Origin of the sequence: Leifsonia sp. NPDC058230 (assembly GCF_042882245.1) — a bacterium.
Taxonomy (GTDB): domain Bacteria; phylum Actinomycetota; class Actinomycetes; order Actinomycetales; family Microbacteriaceae; genus Leifsonia.
In genome coordinates this window covers 60,530-80,564 of record NZ_JBHVWM010000002.1, presented here as the reverse complement: position 1 = coordinate 80,564, position 20,035 = coordinate 60,530, and the positions used below count along the sequence as shown (strand labels likewise).

At 68.4% G+C, this 20,035-nt stretch carries 20 protein-coding genes; 16 read left to right on the top strand and 4 right to left on the bottom strand.

Features of this window, described 5'->3' with window-relative positions; all coding sequences use genetic code 11:
* Positions 1 to 6: 6 nt before the first annotated feature.
* Together ACFVV0_RS05975 and ACFVV0_RS05970 are read right to left on the bottom strand one after the other, a co-directional pair.
* Positions 7 to 216: a KTSC domain-containing protein gene (locus ACFVV0_RS05975; RefSeq protein ID WP_387059709.1), complete on the bottom strand. Its 210-nt coding sequence runs from the start codon at positions 214 to 216 to the stop codon at positions 7 to 9.
* Positions 213 to 827, bottom strand: coding sequence for a DinB family protein (locus ACFVV0_RS05970; RefSeq protein WP_387059707.1), 615 nt, complete (start codon positions 825 to 827; stop codon positions 213 to 215). Before ACFVV0_RS05970 ends, ACFVV0_RS05975 begins: the two co-directional genes overlap by 4 nt.
* 47 nt (positions 828 to 874) lie before the next feature.
* Between ACFVV0_RS05970 and ACFVV0_RS05965 the strand changes: the two genes are divergently transcribed.
* The 9 genes from ACFVV0_RS05965 to ACFVV0_RS05925 all read left to right on the top strand — a co-directional run bounded on the left by ACFVV0_RS05965 (position 875) and on the right by ACFVV0_RS05925 (position 9,647).
* A complete protein-coding gene (locus ACFVV0_RS05965; RefSeq protein ID WP_387059705.1) occupies positions 875 to 1,084 on the top strand; it encodes a hypothetical protein in 210 nt (69 codons plus the stop codon).
* A gap of 182 nt (positions 1,085 to 1,266) precedes the next feature.
* Complete coding sequence (locus tag ACFVV0_RS05960; protein WP_387059703.1) at positions 1,267 to 2,349, top strand: TerC family protein; 1,083 nt, start codon at positions 1,267 to 1,269, stop codon at positions 2,347 to 2,349.
* On the top strand, positions 2,349 to 3,107 hold the full coding sequence (locus ACFVV0_RS05955) for a PP2C family protein-serine/threonine phosphatase (protein ID WP_387059700.1): 759 nt from the start codon (positions 2,349 to 2,351) through the stop codon (positions 3,105 to 3,107). Before ACFVV0_RS05960 ends, ACFVV0_RS05955 begins: the two co-directional genes overlap by 1 nt.
* 152 nt (positions 3,108 to 3,259) lie before the next feature.
* The gene (gene leuC / locus ACFVV0_RS05950) at positions 3,260 to 4,753 is read left to right on the top strand and encodes a 3-isopropylmalate dehydratase large subunit (protein WP_387059698.1); all 1,494 of its coding nucleotides are present in this window, start codon (positions 3,260 to 3,262) and stop codon (positions 4,751 to 4,753) included.
* A complete protein-coding gene (gene leuD / locus ACFVV0_RS05945) occupies positions 4,753 to 5,352 on the top strand; it encodes a 3-isopropylmalate dehydratase small subunit (protein WP_387059696.1) in 600 nt (199 codons plus the stop codon). The genes leuC and leuD overlap by 1 nt, the downstream gene beginning before the upstream one ends.
* Positions 5,349 to 6,719, top strand: coding sequence for a UDP-N-acetylglucosamine 1-carboxyvinyltransferase (gene murA / locus ACFVV0_RS05940; RefSeq protein WP_387059693.1), 1,371 nt, complete (start codon positions 5,349 to 5,351; stop codon positions 6,717 to 6,719). Before leuD ends, murA begins: the two co-directional genes overlap by 4 nt.
* A 7-nt stretch (positions 6,720 to 6,726) precedes the next feature.
* On the top strand, positions 6,727 to 7,518 hold the full coding sequence (locus ACFVV0_RS05935; RefSeq protein WP_387059690.1) for a lysophospholipid acyltransferase family protein: 792 nt from the start codon (positions 6,727 to 6,729) through the stop codon (positions 7,516 to 7,518).
* Positions 7,508 to 8,650, top strand: a complete 1,143-nt coding sequence (locus tag ACFVV0_RS05930; protein WP_387059687.1) for an NAD(P)H-dependent glycerol-3-phosphate dehydrogenase — start codon at positions 7,508 to 7,510, stop codon at positions 8,648 to 8,650. The genes ACFVV0_RS05935 and ACFVV0_RS05930 overlap by 11 nt, the downstream gene beginning before the upstream one ends.
* Positions 8,553 to 9,647, top strand: coding sequence for a D-alanine--D-alanine ligase family protein (locus tag ACFVV0_RS05925; RefSeq protein WP_387059685.1), 1,095 nt, complete (start codon positions 8,553 to 8,555; stop codon positions 9,645 to 9,647). The genes ACFVV0_RS05930 and ACFVV0_RS05925 overlap by 98 nt, the downstream gene beginning before the upstream one ends.
* Positions 9,648 to 9,693: 46 nt before the next feature.
* Here ACFVV0_RS05925 and ACFVV0_RS05920 read toward each other — a convergent pair whose 3' ends face one another.
* Complete coding sequence (locus ACFVV0_RS05920) at positions 9,694 to 10,176, bottom strand: DUF3515 family protein (protein ID WP_387059682.1); 483 nt, start codon at positions 10,174 to 10,176, stop codon at positions 9,694 to 9,696.
* 24 nt (positions 10,177 to 10,200) lie between these two features.
* On the opposite strand from ACFVV0_RS05920, the gene thiL reads away from it, so the two are divergent.
* Entirely contained in the window at positions 10,201 to 11,202 is a 1,002-nt protein-coding gene (gene thiL, locus ACFVV0_RS05915; RefSeq protein WP_387059679.1) for a thiamine-phosphate kinase, read from the top strand.
* A 24-nt stretch (positions 11,203 to 11,226) separates the two neighbouring features.
* Here thiL and rsmD read toward each other — a convergent pair whose 3' ends face one another.
* Positions 11,227 to 11,793: a 16S rRNA (guanine(966)-N(2))-methyltransferase RsmD gene (gene rsmD, locus ACFVV0_RS05910; RefSeq protein WP_387059676.1), complete on the bottom strand. Its 567-nt coding sequence runs from the start codon at positions 11,791 to 11,793 to the stop codon at positions 11,227 to 11,229.
* 50 nt (positions 11,794 to 11,843) lie between these two features.
* On the opposite strand from rsmD, the gene ACFVV0_RS05905 reads away from it, so the two are divergent.
* The 6 genes from ACFVV0_RS05905 (at position 11,844) to ACFVV0_RS05880 (ending at position 20,023) form a co-directional block, all read left to right on the top strand.
* Positions 11,844 to 12,584 (top strand): hypothetical protein, encoded by a 741-nt coding sequence (locus tag ACFVV0_RS05905; RefSeq protein WP_387059674.1) that lies wholly within the window; start codon positions 11,844 to 11,846, stop codon positions 12,582 to 12,584.
* Positions 12,581 to 14,782, top strand: coding sequence for an ATP-dependent DNA helicase RecG (locus ACFVV0_RS05900; RefSeq protein ID WP_387059672.1), 2,202 nt, complete (start codon positions 12,581 to 12,583; stop codon positions 14,780 to 14,782). Before ACFVV0_RS05905 ends, ACFVV0_RS05900 begins: the two co-directional genes overlap by 4 nt.
* 87 nt (positions 14,783 to 14,869) lie before the next feature.
* Positions 14,870 to 15,352, top strand: coding sequence for a pantetheine-phosphate adenylyltransferase (gene coaD, locus ACFVV0_RS05895; protein WP_387059669.1), 483 nt, complete (start codon positions 14,870 to 14,872; stop codon positions 15,350 to 15,352).
* Positions 15,349 to 16,449, top strand: a complete 1,101-nt coding sequence (locus tag ACFVV0_RS05890; RefSeq protein WP_387059666.1) for an AAA family ATPase — start codon at positions 15,349 to 15,351, stop codon at positions 16,447 to 16,449. Before coaD ends, ACFVV0_RS05890 begins: the two co-directional genes overlap by 4 nt.
* Positions 16,450 to 16,452: 3 nt before the next feature.
* Positions 16,453 to 17,766: a DUF58 domain-containing protein gene (locus ACFVV0_RS05885; RefSeq protein ID WP_387059664.1), complete on the top strand. Its 1,314-nt coding sequence runs from the start codon at positions 16,453 to 16,455 to the stop codon at positions 17,764 to 17,766.
* A complete protein-coding gene (locus ACFVV0_RS05880; RefSeq protein ID WP_387059661.1) occupies positions 17,759 to 20,023 on the top strand; it encodes a transglutaminaseTgpA domain-containing protein in 2,265 nt (754 codons plus the stop codon). The genes ACFVV0_RS05885 and ACFVV0_RS05880 overlap by 8 nt, the downstream gene beginning before the upstream one ends.
* Positions 20,024 to 20,035: the final 12 nt, after the last annotated feature.

Here is a 20,035-nt window from a genome sequence, read left to right as displayed (position 1 = left end):
GCCGGCTCACAGCTTCTCGGTGGGATAGCGATCCCGGATGCTCGTCGCGAAGTAGTGGCCGGCGCTGTCGGCCTCGAGCAACTCCCGCCAGGCGCGTGCGGGCACGACCCAGTAGCGGTAGACGTCGCCGTCGACGAACTCGAGTTCCAGGATCCGGCGCTCGGCGTCGTAACCCGCCGAGGCGAGCACGGTGCTGTCGAGCGGCCGTCGTCTCACGCTCCGCGGCCGCCGTACCGCCGTTCGGCCTCCTCCGCCGCCGCAGCCAGACGTTCGCGATAGGCGCTCCACTGGTCGTCCGACTGGTCGGGCAGGTTGCCGTCGTTGTTGCCGGCGCTCCCGTCGATGAGCTCACGGACGATGTCGGCGTGACCGGCGTGCCTGGCGATCTCGGCCAGCATCCGGGTCAGTACGAGGCCGAGGGTCACGGCTCGCCGCTCCTGCGGCCACCAGGGCACCGATCCGGGGGAGTCGAGGTCGAGCATCCGGATCGTTTCGTCGGAATGCTCCGCGGAGTACTGCCAGAACTCGAAGATCTGCTGCGACGTCTCGTCGGGGGTCGCCCACATGTCAGCGTTGACGTCCGCATCGTCGGCCAGCCACGGCATCTCGACCGCGGTGGGCCTGCCGAAAGTCTCCCCGAAGTACCCGAGCTGCACGCTCGCGACGTGCTTCACGAGGCCGAGCAGGTTGGTGCCGGTTCGGGTGAGGGGGCGCCGGAGGTCGCGTTCGCCGAGGCCGTCGAGCTTCGCGAGAAGCTCAGTGCGATTGCTTCGCAGATAGTCGTGGAGACTCTCCTTGACGGCCTGTGCGCGAAGATCCTCGGTCATGCAGGTCACAGTAGACCGCGCGATCCGCGGCTGCGAGACTTGGCCCCATGGTGCAGGCCACCTGGCGGGAGTTCACCCACGGTCTCAGCGAGGAAGACCTCGCACTGCTCGGCGCCTACCGCGAGATCGCGGCGGCCTTTCCCACGACGAAGAAGGTCGTGACGCATCGCTTCACGATCCACAGTCGCGACGAGCTCGAAGCCGTCGCCGACCTCATCCGTGAAGCACACGAAACCGTCGGCCCGGGTACGTCGTGAGGGATGGGCTCCGGTAGGATGATGCAAGCGAAGGGGAGTATCCCGGACGACCCACAGCGGGTCGGCGTCGTGAACGTCAACACGGATCGGTGTCATCGATCCCGGACACGGCGGCACCCGAGTGAGTGGGTGCGGGAGAGACTTTCGGCTGTCTTTTTGGCACCCTTCGAAAGGTAATCCCTGTGGAACTTGCTCTTCCCGCGTGGTTCGAGATCGGATCGTTCGTCGTCCTGCTGCTGATCCTGGCGTTCGACCTGCTGATCGTCTTCAAGCGGCCGCACATCCCGAGTCCGAAGGAATCGACGCTCTGGGTGTCGTTCTACGTGGCGCTCGCCCTGCTGTTCGCCCTGTTGATGCTCACGATCGGGGATGCGGAGCACGCCGGCCAGTTCCTCGCCGGCTGGCTCACGGAGTACAGCCTGAGCATCGACAACCTGTTCGTGTTCGTGCTGATCATGAGCCGTTTCGCTGTGCCGAAGAAGTACCAGCAGGAAGTGCTGATGGTGGGCATCATCATCGCGCTCGTCCTGCGCGGGATCTTCATCGTGCTCGGCGCCCAGCTGATCGCGAGCTTCAGCTGGATCTTCTACATCTTCGGTGCGTTCCTGCTGTACACGGCCATCCACCAGGCCTTCAGCAAGCACGACGACACCGACGACAATGAGAACCGCATGGTCGGTTTCATGCGCAAGCACCTGAAGATCTCCGACCAGTACGAGGGCTTCAAGCTGCGCACGCTGGTCGACGGGAACAAGATGTTCACCCCGCTGATCATCGTGTTCATCGCGCTCGGAACGACCGACCTGCTGTTCGCGCTCGACTCGATCCCGGCGATCTTCGGAATCACGCAGAGCCCGTTCATCGTCTTCGCCGCGAACGTGTTCGCGCTGATGGGTCTGCGGCAGCTCTACTTCCTGCTCGGCCACCTGCTCGACAAGCTCGAGTACCTCAAATACGGCATCGCGTTCATCCTCGGCTTCATCGGCGTCAAGCTGGTCTTCCACGCGATGCATGAGAACGAGCTCCCCTTCATCAACGGGGGCCACCCCATCGAGTGGGCGCCCGAGATCAGCACATGGACCTCGCTCGCGGTGATCATCCTGTCGATGGCAGTCGCTACGATTGCAAGTCTGGTGAAGCTGAAGCGCAGCGGCACCTCCGTGTCCGAGGCCATGCATGGCGACGACGAGGAGGAGCCGGACGACTCGGGCACCGCCGAGACGACCGACCGTCCGGCCAAGACCACACGGGAGGATGCCGGGTAATGACGTCAATCGTCGACGTGAGCGCACGAAGCGATGTAGGGGCCGTGCGGCACGTCAACGAAGACAGCATGATCACGGCCGATCCCGTTTTCGCCGTCGCCGACGGCATGGGCGGCCATGCCCGGGGCGACGCGGCGAGCACGACCGCTGTGGAGACGCTCGCGAACGCGCTGCCCGGCGGGTCGCTTCCCAGCCCCGACGACGTCATCGCGGCCATCGATCGCGCCAACGTTGCTGTGCGGGCCCTCTCCGGCGCCGACGAGTCCGGGATCGCCGTCGCCGGCACGACACTGACCGGCGTCATCCGGGTGCGTCTGCCCGAGACCGGCGAAGAGCAGTGGATGGTCGTCAACGTCGGCGACTCGCGCGTGTACCGGTGGGACGGCAGCGCCCTCGTCCAGCTGAGCATCGACCACTCCGCCGTCCAGGAGTTGGTGGATGCGGGACTGATCACGAACGAGCAGGCGGCCGTGCATCCGGAACGCAACGTCATCACACGCGCGCTCGGTGCGGAGGACTACGTCGACACCGACGCGCTGTTCCTGCCGATCGAGGGGCATCAGACTTTCCTGATCTGCTCCGACGGCCTCACGAAGGAGCTCGGGGATGCTCAGATCGCGGGCATCCTCGCCGACCCGCACGACGGGAGCCTCGCCGACGCGCTCGTGGAGGCGGCGATCGAGGCAGGCGGACGGGACAACGTGACCGTCGTCGTGATCGAGTCGGAGACGGGCGAAGGGCACTCCGAACGGGCGTGAAAGGTGCAGAAGTGAACCGGTGCTACCCTGAAAACGTGCTTTACGGTGTGCTTCTCCTTAGCTGCCGCGACGGGTCCTAGTTTCCAGGCCTCCCTCGTCGCGGAGTTCGTCGTTGGCTGATCACCGAAGCAAGCAAGGAGTTCACGAGCCCCATGAGTAACGATTCTGAGCGCACCGCACTCACCCTGGCCGAGAAGGTCTGGCGTGACCACCTGGTCGTCAAAGGCGAGGACGGTTCGCCCGATCTGATCTATATCGACCTGCACCTGGTGCACGAGGTGACCAGCCCGCAGGCGTTCGACGGCCTGCGGATGGCAGGCCGCCCGGTTCGCCGCCCCGACCTCACGATCGCGACGGAAGACCACAACACCCCGACCATCGGCATTGACAGGCCGATCGCCGACCTGACCAGCCGCACCCAGATCGAGACCCTGCGCAAGAACGCCGAGGAGTTCGGTATCCGCCTCCACTCTCTCGGCGACATCGAGCAGGGCATCGTCCACGTCGTCGGACCGCAGCTCGGACTCACCATGCCGGGCATCACTGTCGTCTGCGGCGACTCGCACACCTCCACCCACGGCGCGTTCGGTGCGATGGCGTTCGGCATCGGCACCAGCGAGGTCGAGCACGTCATGGCGACGCAGACGCTGCCGCTCAAGGCGTTCAAGACGATGGCGATCACGGTGGAGGGCGACTTGCGCCCCGGTGTGACGGCCAAGGACATCATCCTGGCGGTCATCGCCAAGATCGGCACCGGCGGCGGCCAGGGCTATGTGCTCGAATACCGCGGCAGTGCGATCCGCGCGCTCTCGATGGAGGGCCGCATGACGATCTGCAACATGTCGATCGAAGCGGGCGCCCGGGCGGGGATGGTCGCACCGGACGAGACCACGTACGCCTACCTGAAGGGCCGTCCTCACGCGCCGGCGGGTCAGGACTGGGACGAGGCCGTCGAATACTGGAACACGCTCGTCACCGACGATGACGCCGTGTTCGACGCCGAGGTCTACCTCGACGCCGCCGACATCGAGCCCTTCGTCACCTGGGGCACGAACCCGGGCCAGGGCGTGTCCCTGAGCGAATCCGTGCCGAACCCGGCCGACATCGTCGACGCCAACCAGCGCGCCGCTGCCGAACGCGCCCTCGAATACATGGACCTCGCGGCGGGAACCCCGATGAAGAGCATCCCGGTGGATGCGGTCTTCATGGGCTCGTGCACCAACAGCCGTATCGAAGACCTCCGCGCGTTCGCCTCGATCATCAAGGGCCGCAAGAAGGCCGACGGCGTTCGGGTCATGGTCGTGCCGGGAAGCGCCCGTGTGCGTATCGAGGCCGAGGCCGAGGGCATCGACAAGATCGTCGAGGAGTTCGGCGCCGAGTGGCGCTTCGCGGGCTGCTCGATGTGCCTCGGGATGAACCCCGACCAGCTCGCTCCGGGGGAGCGTTGCGCCTCCACCTCCAACCGCAACTTCGAGGGACGGCAGGGCAAAGGCGGGCGCACCCACCTGGTCTCACCGCTGGTCGCGGCGGCGACGGCCGTGCGCGGAACACTCTCCAGTCCCTGGGACCTCGAGGGCGTCGAAGGCGGCGACACGCCGGGTGATGGCGTGACGGATACGCGCAGCGGAGAGAAGGTGGGCGCCTGATGGAAAAGATCTCGACCGTCTCCGGCGTAGCCGTCCCATTCCGCCGCTCCGATGTCGACACCGACCAGATCATCCCGGCGGTGTTCCTCAAGCGCGTCACGAAGACGGGCTTCGACGACGCCCTGTTCTTCGCCTGGCGGCAGGACCCCGACTTCATCCTCAATCAGGAGCCGTACAAGGCAGGCAAGATCCTCATCGCCGGCAACGACTTCGGCACGGGATCCTCGCGGGAACACGCCGTCTGGGCGCTGCGCGACTACGGTTTCAGCGCTGTGCTGAGCCCACGGTTCGGTGACATCTTCCGCGGGAACGCGGGCAAGCAGGGTCTCCTCGCCGGTCAGATCACCCCGGAGGATGCCGAGCGTCTCTGGCAGGCCGTCGAAGCCAGTCCGGGAATAGAGGCGACCGTGGATCTGGTTGCCAAGACTGCAAGCGTCGGTGAACTCACAGTCTCATTCGAGATCGACGATTACACTAGATGGCGTTTGCTCGAAGGGCTGGACGATATCGGTCTGACCCTGCGTGACGAGGCGCACATCACAGAATTCGAAGCCCGCCGCGAAAGCTGGCGGCCTAAGACGTTACCGGTGAAACTTTGAACTCACTTCTTCAGGACGCCCAGGCAGCAGGAGCCAGCGTAGGCCTCAAAGGCGATCGCATCGCGATCAACGGAGGCATCCCGCTCCGCGGCAGGATCGAACTGAAGGGCGCCAAGAACCTCGTCACCAAAGCGATGGTCGCCGCCCTCCTCGGAGAGGGGCCGAGCGTGCTGCGCGACGTGCCCGACATCAGCGATGTCCGGGTCGTCCGCGGGCTGCTGGAGATCCACGGCGTCAAGGTCACCGACGGCGCCGACGAGGGCGAGCTGCTGCTCGACCCGAGCGCCGTCGAGAGCGCCCACATGGCCGACATCGACGCGCACGCCGGCTCCAGCCGCATCCCGATCCTGTTCTGCGGGCCGCTGCTGCACCGTCTCGGTGAGGCGTTCATCCCCGATCTCGGCGGCTGCCGCATCGGCGACCGCCCGATCGACTACCACCTCGAGGTGCTTCGCAAGTTCGGCGCGATCGTCGACAAGCTGCCGACGGGCATCCGGATGACCGCCCCCAACGGCCTGCACGGCGCGAAGCTCGAGCTGCCGTACCCGAGTGTCGGCGCCACCGAGCAGGTGCTTCTCACCGCCGTGCGCGCCGAGGGCATCACCGAGCTCAAGGGCGCGGCGATCGAGCCCGAGATCATGGACCTGATCAACATCCTCCAGAAGATGGGTGCGATCATCACGGTCGACACCGACCGGGTGATCCGGATCGAGGGCGTGGACAAGCTCGTCGGTTACAGCCACACGGCGCTGTTCGACCGCAACGAGGCTGCGAGCTGGGCTGCCGCCGCGCTCGCGACCGGTGGCGACATCTACGTCGGCGGCGCCCGTCAGCCCGAGATGCTCACCTTCCTCAACGTCTTCCGCAAGGTGGGCGGGGCGTTCGAGATCCACGACGACGGCATCCGCTTCTTCCACCCCGGCGGCGAGCTCAAGCCTGTCGTGATCGAGACGGATGTGCACCCCGGCTTCATGACCGATTGGCAGCAGCCGCTCGTGGTCGCCCTCACGAAGGCGAACGGTGTCTCGATCGTGCACGAGACGGTGTACGAGCAGCGCTTCGGATTCGTGGACGCGCTCGTCGAGATGGGCGCGACCATCCAGATCCACAAGGACTGCCTCGGCGGCCACCCGTGCCGCTTCGGTCAGCGCAACTTCAACCACTCGGCCGTCATCTCCGGTCCCACGCCGCTGCACGGCGCCGACATCGTCGTTCCCGACCTTCGTGGCGGCTTCAGCCACCTGATCGCCGCGCTCAGCGCGGAGGGACGCTCGACCGTCAGCAACGTCGGGATCATCAGCCGGGGGTACGAGAACTTCATCACCAAGCTCGAACTGCTGGGAGCCGACTTCGTTCTCGAAGGATAATAGGGACGTGTCCCGACCTTCTTCAGAGCAGAAGCCTGCCTCCGCACCCGTCAAACTGCCCCGCAAGGAGACGAGCAAGCCCTCGATCTTCTGGGTGCTCGCCGGGATCATCATCCCGATCATGAGCATCGCCGTGCGCTTCAAGGTCGTCGACGGCGACAAGCTGCCGCGGCGCGGCGCCTTCGTGGTGGCTCCGAACCACTACACCGAGATCGATCCCGTCATGATCGGGATGGTCAGCTGGCACCTCGGCCGGATGCCGCGCTTCCTGGCGAAGGGCAGCCTCTTCAAGATTCCCGTGGTCGGCTGGCTGCTGCGCAAATCGGGGCAGGTGCCGGTGGAACGCGCCGGATCGGCACGCGGTTCCGCACCGCTGCAGTCCGCTCAGCAGATCGTGGACGACGGTCGCATCGTGATCATCTACCCGGAGGGCTCGCTGACGCGCGACCCCGACATGTGGCCGATGCGCGGCAAGACCGGCGCGGCCCGCATGGCGCTCGAACACGACATCCCCGTGATCCCGGTCGCCCATTGGGGCGCCCAGCAGGTGATGGCGCGCTACGGCAAGAAGATCAGCTTCTTCCCGCGCAAGACGGTCACGGTGAAGGTCGGCGACCCGGTCGACCTCTCGGCCTTCCGCGGCCGCAATCTGGACTCGGCGACTCTCAACGAAGCAACGGCCGCCATCATGGAAGCCATCACCTCTCTGTTGGAAGACCTCCGCGGCGAGAAGGCTCCGGAGACCCGGTGGAACCCCGCCGAGCACGACCAGAAGGAGACGGGCCGCTTTGAGAGCTAGCTCGAGAAAAGCACCCGTCATCGCGCCCCGCAGGGTGGCCGTTCTCGGCGCGGGCAGCTGGGGGACGACCTTCGCCAAGATCCTCGCCGACGGAGGTGCCGACGTCACCCTCTGGGCGCGGCGTCCCGAACTCGCTCGCGAGATCAACGAGGTGAAGCGCAACAGCGATTATCTCGAGGGCATCAACCTGCCCCGCAACCTGCGGGCCACCAGCAAGCTGGGCGAAGCGATGCGCGACGCCGAACAGGTCTTCGTCTCGATCCCGAGTCAGACTCTGCGCTCCAACCTGGAGGCTGTCGCTCCGTTCCTCTCCCCGTCGATGGTGGTCGTGAGCCTGATGAAGGGTGTCGAGAAGGGCACCGGGTTGCGGATGAGCGAGGTGATCGCCCAGGGGCTGCCGATCGAGCCGGAGCGTATCGCCGTCGCATCCGGGCCCAACCTCGCCCTGGAGATCGCGCGCGAGCAGCCGACCGCCGCCGTGGTCTCGTCGGTGAGCCTCGAGACCGCCCAGGCCGTGGCGATGGCCGCGACCAACCGGTACTTCCGCAGCTTCGTCAACACCGATGTGATCGGCACAGAGTTCGGCGGCGTGCTGAAGAACCTCATCGCGGTCGCCATCGGCATCGTCGACGGTGTCGGGTACGGCGAGAACACGAAGGCGTCGATCATCACCCGCGGGCTGGTCGAAATGACCGACTTCGCCGTGGCATACGGAGCGGAGGCCGTCACGCTGTCCGGTCTCGCCGGGCTCGGCGACCTCATCGCGACCTGCGAGTCGTCGCTGAGCCGCAACAACACGGCCGGCCGGCTGCTCGGCCAGGGCTACAGCTTCAACGACGTCGTGAAGCAGATGAACCAGACCGCGGAGGGGCTGGCCTCGGTGGCGCCGATCCTCAGGCTGGCCGAGGCCCGCGGCGTCGAGATGCCGATCGTGCGCCAGGTCAGCCAGGTGCTGGACGGTACGCTCGACCCGAAGGACATCGCCCCGCACCTCACCACCGACTCAGACGAGCCTCAGGGCGAAAGGACACTGGATGACGGACAAACTCGTGGTCGCTCTTCTCTTCGGGGGGCGTTCAAGCGAGCATTCGATCAGCTGCGCAACGGCGGCGGGAGTGCTGACCGCAATTGATCGCGACCGGTACGACGTCATCCCCGTCGGCATCACGCGCGACGGTACGTTCACCCTCCAGCCCGACGACGCTTCGCTGTTCGCGCTGAACGCGGAGAAGCTGCCGACCGTCGAGGACAACGGCTCGCGCATCCGGTGGCCGGAGAACGCCCGGTCGCACGAGCTCTCGGTCACCGAGAACGGTGTGACGCGTTCCCTCGGCACGGTCGATGTCGTGTTCCCGATCCTGCACGGACCGTGGGGCGAAGACGGCACGGTGCAGGGGATGCTCGAACTCGTCGACCTCCCGTACGTGGGCAGCGGAGTGCTCGCCAGCGCTCTCGGCATGGACAAGCACTTCACGAAGACCGTGCTGCAGCAGTCGGGCATCCCGGTGGCGCCCTGGCGCACGGTCACCGCATTCGAATGGCGAACGAGCCCGGATGCGGTGCGCACCGCCGCCGCGGAGCTCGGCCTTCCCGCCTTCGTGAAGCCCGCACGCGCGGGTTCGAGCGTCGGCGTGAGCAAGGTGAAGCAGGCGTCCGAGCTGGACGCGGCCATCGAGACCGCCCTCGCCGAAGACGACCGCGTGCTGATCGAGTCGTCGGTCGCGGGTCGTGAGGTCGAGATCGCCGTGCTCGGCGGCCGCCCGGGCGAAGCGACCCGCGCATCCGTCGCCGGAGAGATCGTCGTCACGGGGCGTGACTTCTACGACTTCGCAGCCAAATACCTCGATGCTCCAGGGATCGACCTCGTCTGCCCTGCCGACCTGACCGCTGACGAGCTCGCCACCATGCAGGCGCTCGGCGTGCAGGCGTTCGACGCCATCGGGGGAGAGGGACTCGCCAGGGTCGACTTCTTCCTGACGGCCGACGGGTTCGTCATCAACGAGATCAACACGATGCCGGGTTTCACCCCGATCTCGATGTTCCCGCGTTGCTGGCAGGAGTCGGGTCTGTCCTATCCGGCACTCATCGACGAGCTCATCTCCGTGGCTCTCGCCCGCGCCGCCGGCTGACCGTCGCGACGGACGTTTCACCGGTCAGTCGGGCGGGCTCTCCGACTCAGGCTCCCGGATCGGTGTCCAGCGTCGAGAGGCACTTCTCGGTCTGTTTGACGGTGGCGATGGCACCCGAGAACTCGGGCAGCACCGCCGAGTCGGACACGCCCGAGACATGGTCGATGATCAGCTCGGTCGCCGGGACGCGCCCGAAGGTCTGGTAGACGATCGTCTTCGCGGCCGGATCGGTCATCAGCACCCAGTCGATGCCGTTCACGTTGACGCACGGCTGCGTGGTCGGTCCGATCGGCTTCACGCCGCACCGGAGCAGCACCGCGGTGGGCGTTCCCCAGGCGCCCGTCGCCTGAGCGTTCGTCTCGCGCTTGGCCTTGCCCGCGACGGAATCGGGCAGCCGCACGCTGATCTCGGCGCAGCCGGGGTCGTTCGAGCCCGGCGCGGCGTCGAGGGCGACGATGGGGGCGCATCCCGTGAGGGCGAGAAGGGCGGCGGCGAGGATCACCGCGAGGGCGGTGTGGCGTCTGGGCATCGCTTTCAGGCTACCGTTTGATGCATGACGATGTCTGGGAGCGCCACCGCCGGAACGACGCTGGGCGAGGCCTCCGAGCGCGAGACCCTCAAGCAGATCTTCCCGCGCCTGCCGCGGTCGTTCGCCACGATCGTCGGCCCCGGCGATGACGCCGCCGTGCTCGCCGCGCCTGACGGCCGCTATGTCGTCACCACCGACATGATGGTGCACGGCCCGGATTTCCGCTGGGCGTGGTCGGCGCCGTACGACCTCGGCTGGAAGGCCGCCGCGACGAACCTCTCGGACGTGGCCGCGATGGGCGCCGTCCCCACAGCGCTGGTCGTCGCCATCGCGGCCCCCAGCGACACTCCGGTCGCCGATTTGCTCTCCCTGGCCGACGGGCTTCGGGATGCGTGTGCTGCGCTCGCCCCCGACTGCGGCGTCGTCGGCGGCGACCTCTCGGTCTCCGGCACGTTCACGATCGCCGTGACGGCGTTCGGCGACCTGCAGGGCCGTCGGCCGGTGCTCCGGAGCGGTGCGCGGGCCGGGGACGTCGTCGCGGTGTCCGGAGCCCTCGGCGTGGCGGCGACGGGCCTCCGGCTGCTCTTCGAGCGGGCGGTGGATGAGAACGGAGAGCCCGACCGGGCGCGGTTCGAGGAGGTGCTGCGCGAGCATCCGGAGACCGTCGGCGCTCAGTTGCGGCCCAACCCGCCGATCGCCGACGGACCGCTCGCGGCTCTGGCCGGCGCGACGGCCATGCTCGATCTGAGCGACGGCCTCGCGCTCGACGCGCGGCGCGTCGCCGAGGACAGCGGCGTCGCCGTCGACCTGGAGTCGTCTGCCCTCGGCGACGACGTGCGCACCGCACTCACGGGCGGTGAGGACCACGGCCTGTTGGCGACCTTCCCGCGGGGAACGGCACTGCCCGGTGGCTTCCGGCCGATCGGTCACGTCGCAGCGGGGTCCGGATTGCTGGTGGACGGACGCCTCTTCGAGGAGCGTGGCGGTTGGGATCCGTATGTCGGCTGGAACGGGCACGCCGGCTGACGGACGATCCCACGCAGCCCCGGGTCAGGCGGGGGTGATCCAGTACAGCGCGGTGTCGCCGTAGTCCTTGCGCCGGTCGAGTGTGAGGCCGGGCGGCAGGAGCGGCTCGGGCGAGCGGGTGCTGCGCTCGAGGCAGATCGTCGCGTGAGGGCCGAGGCGGTGTTCCAGGGTCAGGAGGGCGTCGCGCAGGTCGTCCTCGCCGAGGTCGTACGGCGGGTCCATGAAGACCAGGTCGTAGGTGGACCCCGAGCCGGCGAGGAAGGTCTGCACGGCCGTCGAGCGCACCTCGATCTTGGGTTTCGCATCCTTCGGCGCGGCCTTGAGCAGCGCGGAGATGTTCTTGCGCACGACGGCGGCCGCTTCGGAGTCTCTCTCGACGAGCATCACGGTGACGGCGCCCCGGCTCGCGGCCTCGAGGCCGAGCGCGCCAGACCCGGCGTAGAGGTCGAGCACGCGGGCGCCGTGGAGCTCGTCACGGGCGTCGAGGGCCGAGAAGATCGCCTCCCGCACCCGGTCGCTGGTGGGTCGCGTCCCGCTTTTCGGCACCTGGAGGGCGAGCGAGCCGGCGAAACCGGCGACGATTCGAGTCATAGTGGATTCGAGCCTAGCGGCCGGGACCTCTCGCCGAGCAAGATGGTGTCGTGGACGAACGACTCGACCAGTCCGAGCTCGACGCCCTGTGGAACTTCGACGACCCGATCGCCTCTGCGGAACGTTTCGCGCAGGCGGCAGCCGAATCCGACCGTGCCGAACTGGTGCGGGCCGAGTTGGAGACCCAGCGCGCACGGGCACTCGGCCTGCAGCAACGCTTCGACGAGGCGGATGCCCTGCTCGACTCCCTGGAGCCGGCGCTGGGGGTGCTCGCGGTGCGCATCTCGCTCGAGCGTGGCCGCCTGCGCACTTCGTCCGGGCGCAAAGAGGAGGCCATCCCGCTCTTCGAGGAGGCGCTGTCCCGCGCCCGCCGGGACGGCGATGTGTTCCTCGCCGTCGACGCCGCCCACATGCTCGCCATCGCCGATCACACCCGCTCGGCGCATTGGACGGCCGAAGCGCTGACCGAGCTGCAGGCCGCCACCGACGTCCGCACCCGCCGCTGGGCCGTGACCCTGCACAACAATCGCGGACTCGCTCTGCTCGACGACGGGCACCCGTCCGCGGCGCTCGAGGAGTTCGCGACGGCCTTCTCTGCTGCGCGCGAGGTCGGCACCGATACGCAGCTCTTCTGGGCCGAGTGGGCGCTTGCGCACTGCCTGCGGCTGCTCGGCCGCACCGACGAGGCCCTCGCCATCCAGCAGCGGCTCTCCGCCGAGCGGCCCGAGGACCCCGACGTGGTGGCCGAGCTCGCCGCCCTGACGGACGCGGCCCGTACGATCGAACCATGAGTTCCGCGTCTTCCCCGGCCGTCGAGAGCGCGATCAGCCTCGACGCCAAGCTGAGCGGCGTGCTCGGCGGCCGCACCGCCAGCGCCTTCGAGAAGGCGTTCGGGATGCGCACCGTCGCCGATCTGCTCAGTCACTACCCGCGCCGCTACGCGAAGCGCGGTGAGCTGACGGCGCTGGCCAACCTGCCGATCGACGAGAACGTCACGATCGTCGCCGAGGTGCTGCGCGTGCAGGAGCGGCCGATGCGGGCGCGACGCGGCTCGATCCTCGAGGTGAAGATCTCCGACGGCGAGGGGATCCTCACACTCACCTTCTTCAACCAGGCCTGGCGTGCCAAAGACCTCGTGCCGGGCGTGCGCGGCATCTTCGCCGGCAAGGTCTCCGACTACCGGGGTGCGCTGCAGCTCGCGCATCCCGACTACGAGTTGTTCGAACCGGATGAGGGCGGCGAGGTCGGCACGAACAGCGCGGCAGCGAAGAACTGGGCGCAGACGCCGATCCCGATCTATCCCGCGACCGGCACCGTGGCGAGTTGGCAGGTGCAGAAGGCGACCGCTCTGGTGCTTGACGGACTCGGTCCCGTCGACGATCCGGTTCCGGGTGGGGTCTCGCGGGAGCGGGGGCTGCTGCCGTTCCGAGAAGCGCTCGAGCTCGTCCACCGGCCGGAGAAGGATGCGCAGTGGCAGCGTGCCAGGGATGCGCTTCGCTTCCAGGAGGCCTTCGTACTCCAGGCCGCCCTCCTGCAGCAACGGGCAGCGGCGCGCGCCATCGCCGCGACCCCGCGTCGGCCGTCGCCGGGCGGCTTCCTCGAGCGCTTCGATGCGGCGCTCCCGTTCGCCCTGACCGACGATCAGGCGACCGTCGGCGGCGAGATCGCCCGCGACCTCGCCGACACGGCGCCGATGAATCGGCTCGTGCAGGGCGAAGTCGGTTCGGGCAAGACCCTGGTGGCGCTGCGGGCGATGCTCGCTGTCGCGGATTCCGGCGGCCAGGCGGCCCTCCTCGCGCCGACGGAGGTTCTGGCGGCGCAGCACCTGCGTTCGATCGTCCGAGTGCTCGGGCCCGATCTGGCGGCACAACTCATGCCGACGATGCTCACCGGTCAGCTGTCGACGGCGGAGCGCAAGAAGGCCCTGCTGCGCACCGTGTCGGGGCAGGCGCGCATCGTCGTGGGAACCCACGCACTCCTCGGGGACGCGGTCACCTTCTTCGACCTCGGCCTGGTCGTGGTCGACGAACAGCACCGCTTCGGCGTCGAGCAGCGTGAGGCTTTGCGGGCGAAGGGCGGAACGCCGCCGCACGTCCTGGTGCTCACGGCGACGCCGATCCCGCGAACCGTCGCCATGACCGTCTTCGGAGACCTGGACGTCTCGACGATCGCGCAGCTGCCGGCAGGCCGGCAGGGGATCGAGAGCTTCGTCGTGCCGTTGGCCGACCGGCCCGGCTGGGAGAGGCGCATCTGGGAGCGCGCATCCGAGGAGATCTCGAAGGGCAGGCAGGTCTTCGTCGTCTGCCCGGCGATCACGGGAAAGGACGCCGAAGACGACGGCGAAGAGAGTCCTCCCGATGAGGGCCCCGCCCGTCCCGTTGCGAATGTCGAGGCGGTGGCGGCACAGGTGCGTGCTGATCCGCTGTTCGCCGAGGCGCGCATCGGCGTCCTCCACGGAAAGCTGTCGTCCGACGTCAAAGACGAGGTGATGCGTTCGTTCGCCGCGGGCGCGCTCGACCTCATCGTCGCCACGACGGTGATCGAGGTGGGGGTCGACGTGCCGAACGCGTCGGCGATGGTGATCCTCGACGCCGACCGGTTCGGCGTGTCCCAGCTCCATCAGCTGCGCGGTCGTGTCGGGCGAGGCGGTGTCCCGGGGCTCTGTCTCATGGTCACCTCCGCCGAGCCGGAGACGCTCGCGCGAGAGCGCGTGGAGGCGGTCGCTGCGACGCTCGACGGCTTCGAGCTGGCGAACATCGACCTGGAGCTGCGCCGCGAGGGCGATGTGCTCGGCAGCCGGCAATCCGGCGGCCGATCGTCGCTGCGGCTGCTGCGCGTCGCGAAGGACGGGGAGCTCATCTCGGAAGCGCGGACGGCCGCGCAGGAGACGCTCGAATCGGGCGACGGGCTGGGGGCGCATCCCGCCCTCGCCGCCGCTCTGGCACGACGCCTCGACGAGAGCGAGCGCGCGTTCCTCGCCAAATCCTGAGTGAGTCCGGGCCACTGAGACCCGGCCGCCGGTTCGGTAACGGATTCACAACGAAATGCCGGGAACGTCGAGATAGTCTGATGCTCTATGAACAGGATCGCCGTTGTCCCTGGATCGTTCGACCCGGTCACTCTCGGGCACCTCGATGTGATCGAACGTGCCGCCGGCATTTTCGACGAGGTGCACGTTCTCGTGGTGCACAACCCCGACAAGTCGGCCCTCCTGCCCATCGCGCAGCGGGTGTCGTTGCTCGAGCGGTCGATCGAGGACGCGGGCATCTTCGGCAACATCGTGGTCGCATCCTGGAGCGTGGGCCTTCTGGTCGACTACTGCACCGATGTCGGCGCACACGTGCTCGTCAAGGGCATCCGCTCACAGGTCGACGTCGCCTACGAGACGCCGATGGCGATCGTCAACCGGCACCTGGCCGCTGTCGAGACGGTCTTCCTGTTGCCGAACCCGGCCAACGCCCACCTGTCCAGCTCCCTCGTGCGCCAGGTCTCCGCGCTCGGGGGAGATGTCAGCCCGTACGTTCCCACCGCCGTCTACGAGTACTTGCAGGAGACATGAACAGTTACGCGACCCGCCAGCCGACGGAATCGTCCGTCGCCCCCTCCGAGCCCGCGGGGGATGCCGCCGCAGGCATGGACCTGGAAGAGCTGCGCCGCCGGGCCGAGCAGATCACGGTCAATGTCGAGTCGGTGATCGACGGCAAGCACGACGCCGTCCGAACCGCGCTGACCGTCCTCCTCGCCGAAGGCCATCTCCTCATCGAGGATGTGCCGGGCGTGGGCAAGACGATGCTCGCCAAAGCGCTGGCCAAGTCGGTCGATTGCACCGTCAGCCGCATCCAGTTCACCCCCGACCTGCTTCCGAGCGATGTGACGGGCGTGTCGGTCTACAACCAGGCCGAGCGCCGGTTCGAGTTCAAGCCGGGCGCGGTGTTCGCGAACATCGTCATCGGCGACGAGATCAACCGCGCGAGTCCGAAGACGCAGTCCGCCCTGCTGGAGTGCATGGAGGAGCGCCAGGTCACCGTCGACGGGTCGACCTATCCGCTCTCCGCGCCGTTCATCGTCGTCGCGACGCAGAACCCGGTCGAGATGGAGGGCACGTACGCCCTTCCCGAGGCACAGCGCGACCGCTTCATGGCGCGGATCGCCATGGGCTATCCCGACGACGACTCCGAGATGGCGATGCTGACGGGACGCGACACCTCGAGCCCGCTTTCCCGGATCGGACCGGTGGTGACCTCGGCGGAGTTGCGGGCCATGATGACGACGGCTCGGAGCGTGTTCGCGTCCACTCCGGTGAAGCAGTACGCCGTCGACCTCGTCCGGGCCACCCGCGAGGATCGGGACCTGAGGCTCGGCGCGAGCCCGCGCGCGACCCTCCAGCTGGTGCGAGCAGCCAAGGCGAAGGCGGCACTCGACGGCCGTGACTTCGTGCTGCCCGACGACATCGACACGCTCGCCGTTCCCGTGCTCGGGCACCGCCTGCTGCCGACGAGTCGGGCGCTCGGGCATCACCACGAGAGCGCACCGGTGATCGCCGACATCGTGCGGCGGATCGTGGCGTCGACCCCGGTCCCGGTGGGATCGGGTGCGATCGGGTCCGGTTCGGGTGCGGCGCGGCCGGGCTCGGCCAGGTCCGGCTCGGCGGGCTGAGCCATGCCCCGGCGCGCTCGTTCCTCGTCGCCGGTCCGCAAGCCGCGGCCGACGGGTCGGGGCTGGGTGCTGTTCGGGATCGGCGTCGTCGCCCTGGTCGTCTCGGCGGCGTTCGGCCGCACCGATGTTCTCTTCGTCGGCTTGTTCCTCACCGTGCTCCCGCTGGCGGGCATGATCTCGGTGACGATGGACCGGCCGCGTCTGACCGTCACCCGCAGTTTCCACCCCGACATCGTCGGTGTGGGCGAGACGGCGAGCGTCGTCACGACGGCGCGCAACGAGTCCCCTCGTCCCAGCCCGCCCGCGCGCTGGCGGGAGTACGCGCCTCCGGCGGTCGGCGTCCAACCCTCGGCGCCGTTCCCGCGGCTGGGCGCGCACCAGTCGAACGTCGCACACGGGCGCGACACGATCGTGCTGCGGCAGGAGGTGCGCGCGATGCACCGGGGATCGCATCCGGTCGGCCCGCTGATCGTCAGCCGCACCGATCCCTTCGGGCTCGCCTTCGCCGAATACGCCCTCGGGCAGCCCCGTCAGTTCGTGGTCACCCCGCGGGTGCAGGCGTTGAGCACGGGGGACCTCGACATCGCCCGCAGCGAGGGCACCGAGCACGAGCTGCTGCGTCACAGCATCCCGAGTGCCGACGAGCTGATCGCCCGCGAGTACCGGCAGGGCGACCCGCTGCGACGCGTTCACTGGCGGGCGACGGCACGCCACGACAAGCTGATGGTGCGCCAAGAGGAGCAGCGCAGCAATCCCGAGGCGTGGATGCTGTTCGACACTCGAACCGGCGCCGGCACGGATGCGGAATTCGAGACCCTCGTCGAGTTGGTCGCCTCGATCGGGGTGCATCTGCTCGACCAGGGATTCGTGGTGAGCGTCGTGGAGACCGGTTCGCGCCAGCTCTCCGGCCGGAGCGGGGCGGGACGAACAGGCACCCTCGGATCGGCGACGCCCACCTACGATGTCGGAAGCGCCGATCGGCTGCTCCTCGCCGATCTGGCGGCGGTGGACCAGGACGCCGCCGGCCGTGACGACGCCGTCGCCGAACTCGCCGCAGGGCTACGGCGCTCCGGCCGGGCGGTCCCGGTGTTCGCGGTGCTCTCCGGCGGAACGCTCGACGAGCTGGGCGCGCTGGCGGCACTCCGCTCCATGTGCGATCCGGCGGTCGCCTTCGTCGCCCAGTCCGCGCCCCCGGACGTGAGCGAGGTGCTCGTCGACGCGGGCTGGCTGTGCGTGCCGTTCGCGGCCGGCGACGAACCGGCCGACTGCTGGCAGCGCGCCATGCACGGGCAGAGGGCGGCGATGCTCGGTGGCTAGCGAGACCGCTGTCGGCTCTGCCGCCATCGCGGGCGTGCGCACCCGCCGCCCGGGATACTGGCGGCTGACCGGTGCCCTGCTGCTGCAGGTGCTCGCGCTCAGTTTCGCTCTGTTCGGGCTGATCGAGGGCGCAGGCTGGTGGTTCGCCCTGCTGCTGTCGGCATCCGTGATCCTTGTCACCGGTGCCGGGCTCAGGATGCTCGGCGTGCACCGTCGCTGGGTGCCTCTTCTGCTCCTGGTCGAGTTCGCGATGATCATGACCCTCGTCTTCGGCCGGGGGACGGGGCTGATCGGCCTCCTGCCGACACCGGCGACCTTCGTTCGGTTCGAAGATCTGGCGAACCAGGCCATGCTGTCGATCTATCAGCAGGGAACACCGGCGGAAGCCCTGCCCGAGTTCATGTTCCTGGTGGTTGGGGGCGGCTGCCTGATCGCGATCCTGCTCGATGCGTCCGCGATAGCCTTCCGGATCCCGGCACTCACGGCACTGTGGATCGCCGGCGTGCTGGTCGTGCCCGCCGCGCTGCTCGGCGACGGACTCGATCCGTTCGCCCTCGCCGCCTCGGCGGCCGCGTTCCTCTGGCTGCTGCGGTGCGATGTCCGCACGCGGAGGCCGGGAACGACCCGGCCCACGGCGTCTCTGTCGGTCGCGGCTTCGTCGATCGCCGTCGCCCTCATCCTCTCGGGCACGGCTCCCGGATTCGACCGGGGCGGTGCGACCTCCTTCACCGCGGGCGGCGTCTCCATCGGCGGAACCGTCACCCCGCTCATCGACCTGGGCCGCGATCTCCGCCGTCCAGCGGCCGTGCGCACCCTGACGTACACCACCACGGCGGCGAGCGGTCAGTATCTGAAGCTGGCCTCCCTCGACCAGTTCACCGGCTCCGTGTGGAAGCACCGGGAACGCGACACCAAGCGCCTTCCGCCCGGAAACACGATCGGACCAGTGTTCGGCCTCTCCGACAGCGTGGCGACCACGAAGATCACGACGAACATCGAGATCGACAACATGCAGAGCCGCTGGCTTCCCGTTCCATATCCGGTGCAGGGCATCAAGGGCCTGAACGGCACGTGGTCGTGGGATCCCGACGACCTCACGATCGGCGGGGTGAACAGCTCCACCCAGGGTCAGAAGTACACGGCGACGAGCCTCGTCATCCAGCCGACCGCCGAGCAGCTGAAGAACGCCGGGGGATTCGTCCCCACGTCCATCGAACGCGACCTGTTCCTCCCGTCGAGCCTGCCGCCGATCATCGCGTCCACGGCGATCGCAGCGACCCAAGGGGCCGAGTCCGAGTACGACAAGGCCGTCGCCCTGCAGGACTACTTCCGGGACAACAACTTCGTCTACTCGACCCAGACCCCGCTCCGCCAAGGCTACGACGGCGACGGCGCCCGGGTGATCGCGAGGTTCCTCGAGGTGAAGAGCGGGTACTGCGTGCACTTCGCTTCGGCGATGGCGCTCATGGCACGCACGCTCGGCATCCCGTCGCGGGTGGCAGAGGGCTACCTGCCTGGCGCCACAAGCGGCGGAACCGCAAACAACCCCGGTCTGTACACGGTGACCAGCGACGACCTGCACGCCTGGCCGGAGCTCTACTTCGCCGGGGTCGGCTGGGTGCCGTTCGAGCCGACGGTCGGCCGGGGCACCATCCCGAGCTACACGCGCCCTGACGTCGGCGCGACGCCGATCGGTCCTCTCCCGACGTCGACATCGACCTCCGCAGCGCAGCGACTCGTGCCCACCGATCCGGCCAACCTCTCGAGTCCCACCGGCGCCACTGCCACCTCGCCGCTCCAGCCGATCGCATCCGGATTCGGTGTGGCCGTTCTCGTCATCGCGCTTCTTCTCGTTCCCGCCGTCTTCCGGCGGGTGCGGCGGCGCCAGCGGCTGAGACGGCTCACCGACGAGTGGGGCGGTGCGGGGATCGCCTGGGACGAGCTGCGCGACACCGCGCGTGACCTCGGCTGGGCGGTGCCGGACACCGAGACCCCGCGGGCGTTCGCCTCCCGGATAGCGGCCGCCGTCGCCGGCACACCGGGCGAGGACGCCATAGCGAGACTTCTCACCGTGCGCGAGCGGGATGCGTACGGGCCGCCGTCGCGCGCAGTAGCCGTCGGTCTCGCCGACGACCTCCATCGCGTGCTCGACGCACTCGAAGCGCAGGCCGGAGCGGCGCTGAGAGCCAAGGCGACGCTGCTGCCGGTGTCGCTCATTCCGCCAGGGTGGTCTGTCGGGTCAACTGTCAGGAGCTGAGGCGTAAAATGG

Coding starts and splice junctions, on each gene's coding strand:
- ACFVV0_RS05890 (WP_387059666.1), top strand. CDS start 15,349: ATGAACAGTTACGCGACCCGCCAGCCGACGGAATCGTCCGTCGCCCCC.
- leuC (WP_387059698.1), top strand. CDS start 3,260: ATGAGTAACGATTCTGAGCGCACCGCACTCACCCTGGCCGAGAAGGTC.
- thiL (WP_387059679.1), top strand. CDS start 10,201: ATGACGATGTCTGGGAGCGCCACCGCCGGAACGACGCTGGGCGAGGCC.
- coaD (WP_387059669.1), top strand. CDS start 14,870: ATGAACAGGATCGCCGTTGTCCCTGGATCGTTCGACCCGGTCACTCTC.
- leuD (WP_387059696.1), top strand. CDS start 4,753: ATGGAAAAGATCTCGACCGTCTCCGGCGTAGCCGTCCCATTCCGCCGC.
- ACFVV0_RS05965 (WP_387059705.1), top strand. CDS start 875: ATGGTGCAGGCCACCTGGCGGGAGTTCACCCACGGTCTCAGCGAGGAA.
- rsmD (WP_387059676.1), bottom strand. CDS start 11,793: ATGACTCGAATCGTCGCCGGTTTCGCCGGCTCGCTCGCCCTCCAGGTG.
- ACFVV0_RS05925 (WP_387059685.1), top strand. CDS start 8,553: ATGACGGACAAACTCGTGGTCGCTCTTCTCTTCGGGGGGCGTTCAAGC.
- ACFVV0_RS05955 (WP_387059700.1), top strand. CDS start 2,349: ATGACGTCAATCGTCGACGTGAGCGCACGAAGCGATGTAGGGGCCGTG.
- ACFVV0_RS05885 (WP_387059664.1), top strand. CDS start 16,453: ATGCCCCGGCGCGCTCGTTCCTCGTCGCCGGTCCGCAAGCCGCGGCCG.
- ACFVV0_RS05900 (WP_387059672.1), top strand. CDS start 12,581: ATGAGTTCCGCGTCTTCCCCGGCCGTCGAGAGCGCGATCAGCCTCGAC.
- ACFVV0_RS05920 (WP_387059682.1), bottom strand. CDS start 10,176: ATGCCCAGACGCCACACCGCCCTCGCGGTGATCCTCGCCGCCGCCCTT.
- ACFVV0_RS05970 (WP_387059707.1), bottom strand. CDS start 827: ATGACCGAGGATCTTCGCGCACAGGCCGTCAAGGAGAGTCTCCACGAC.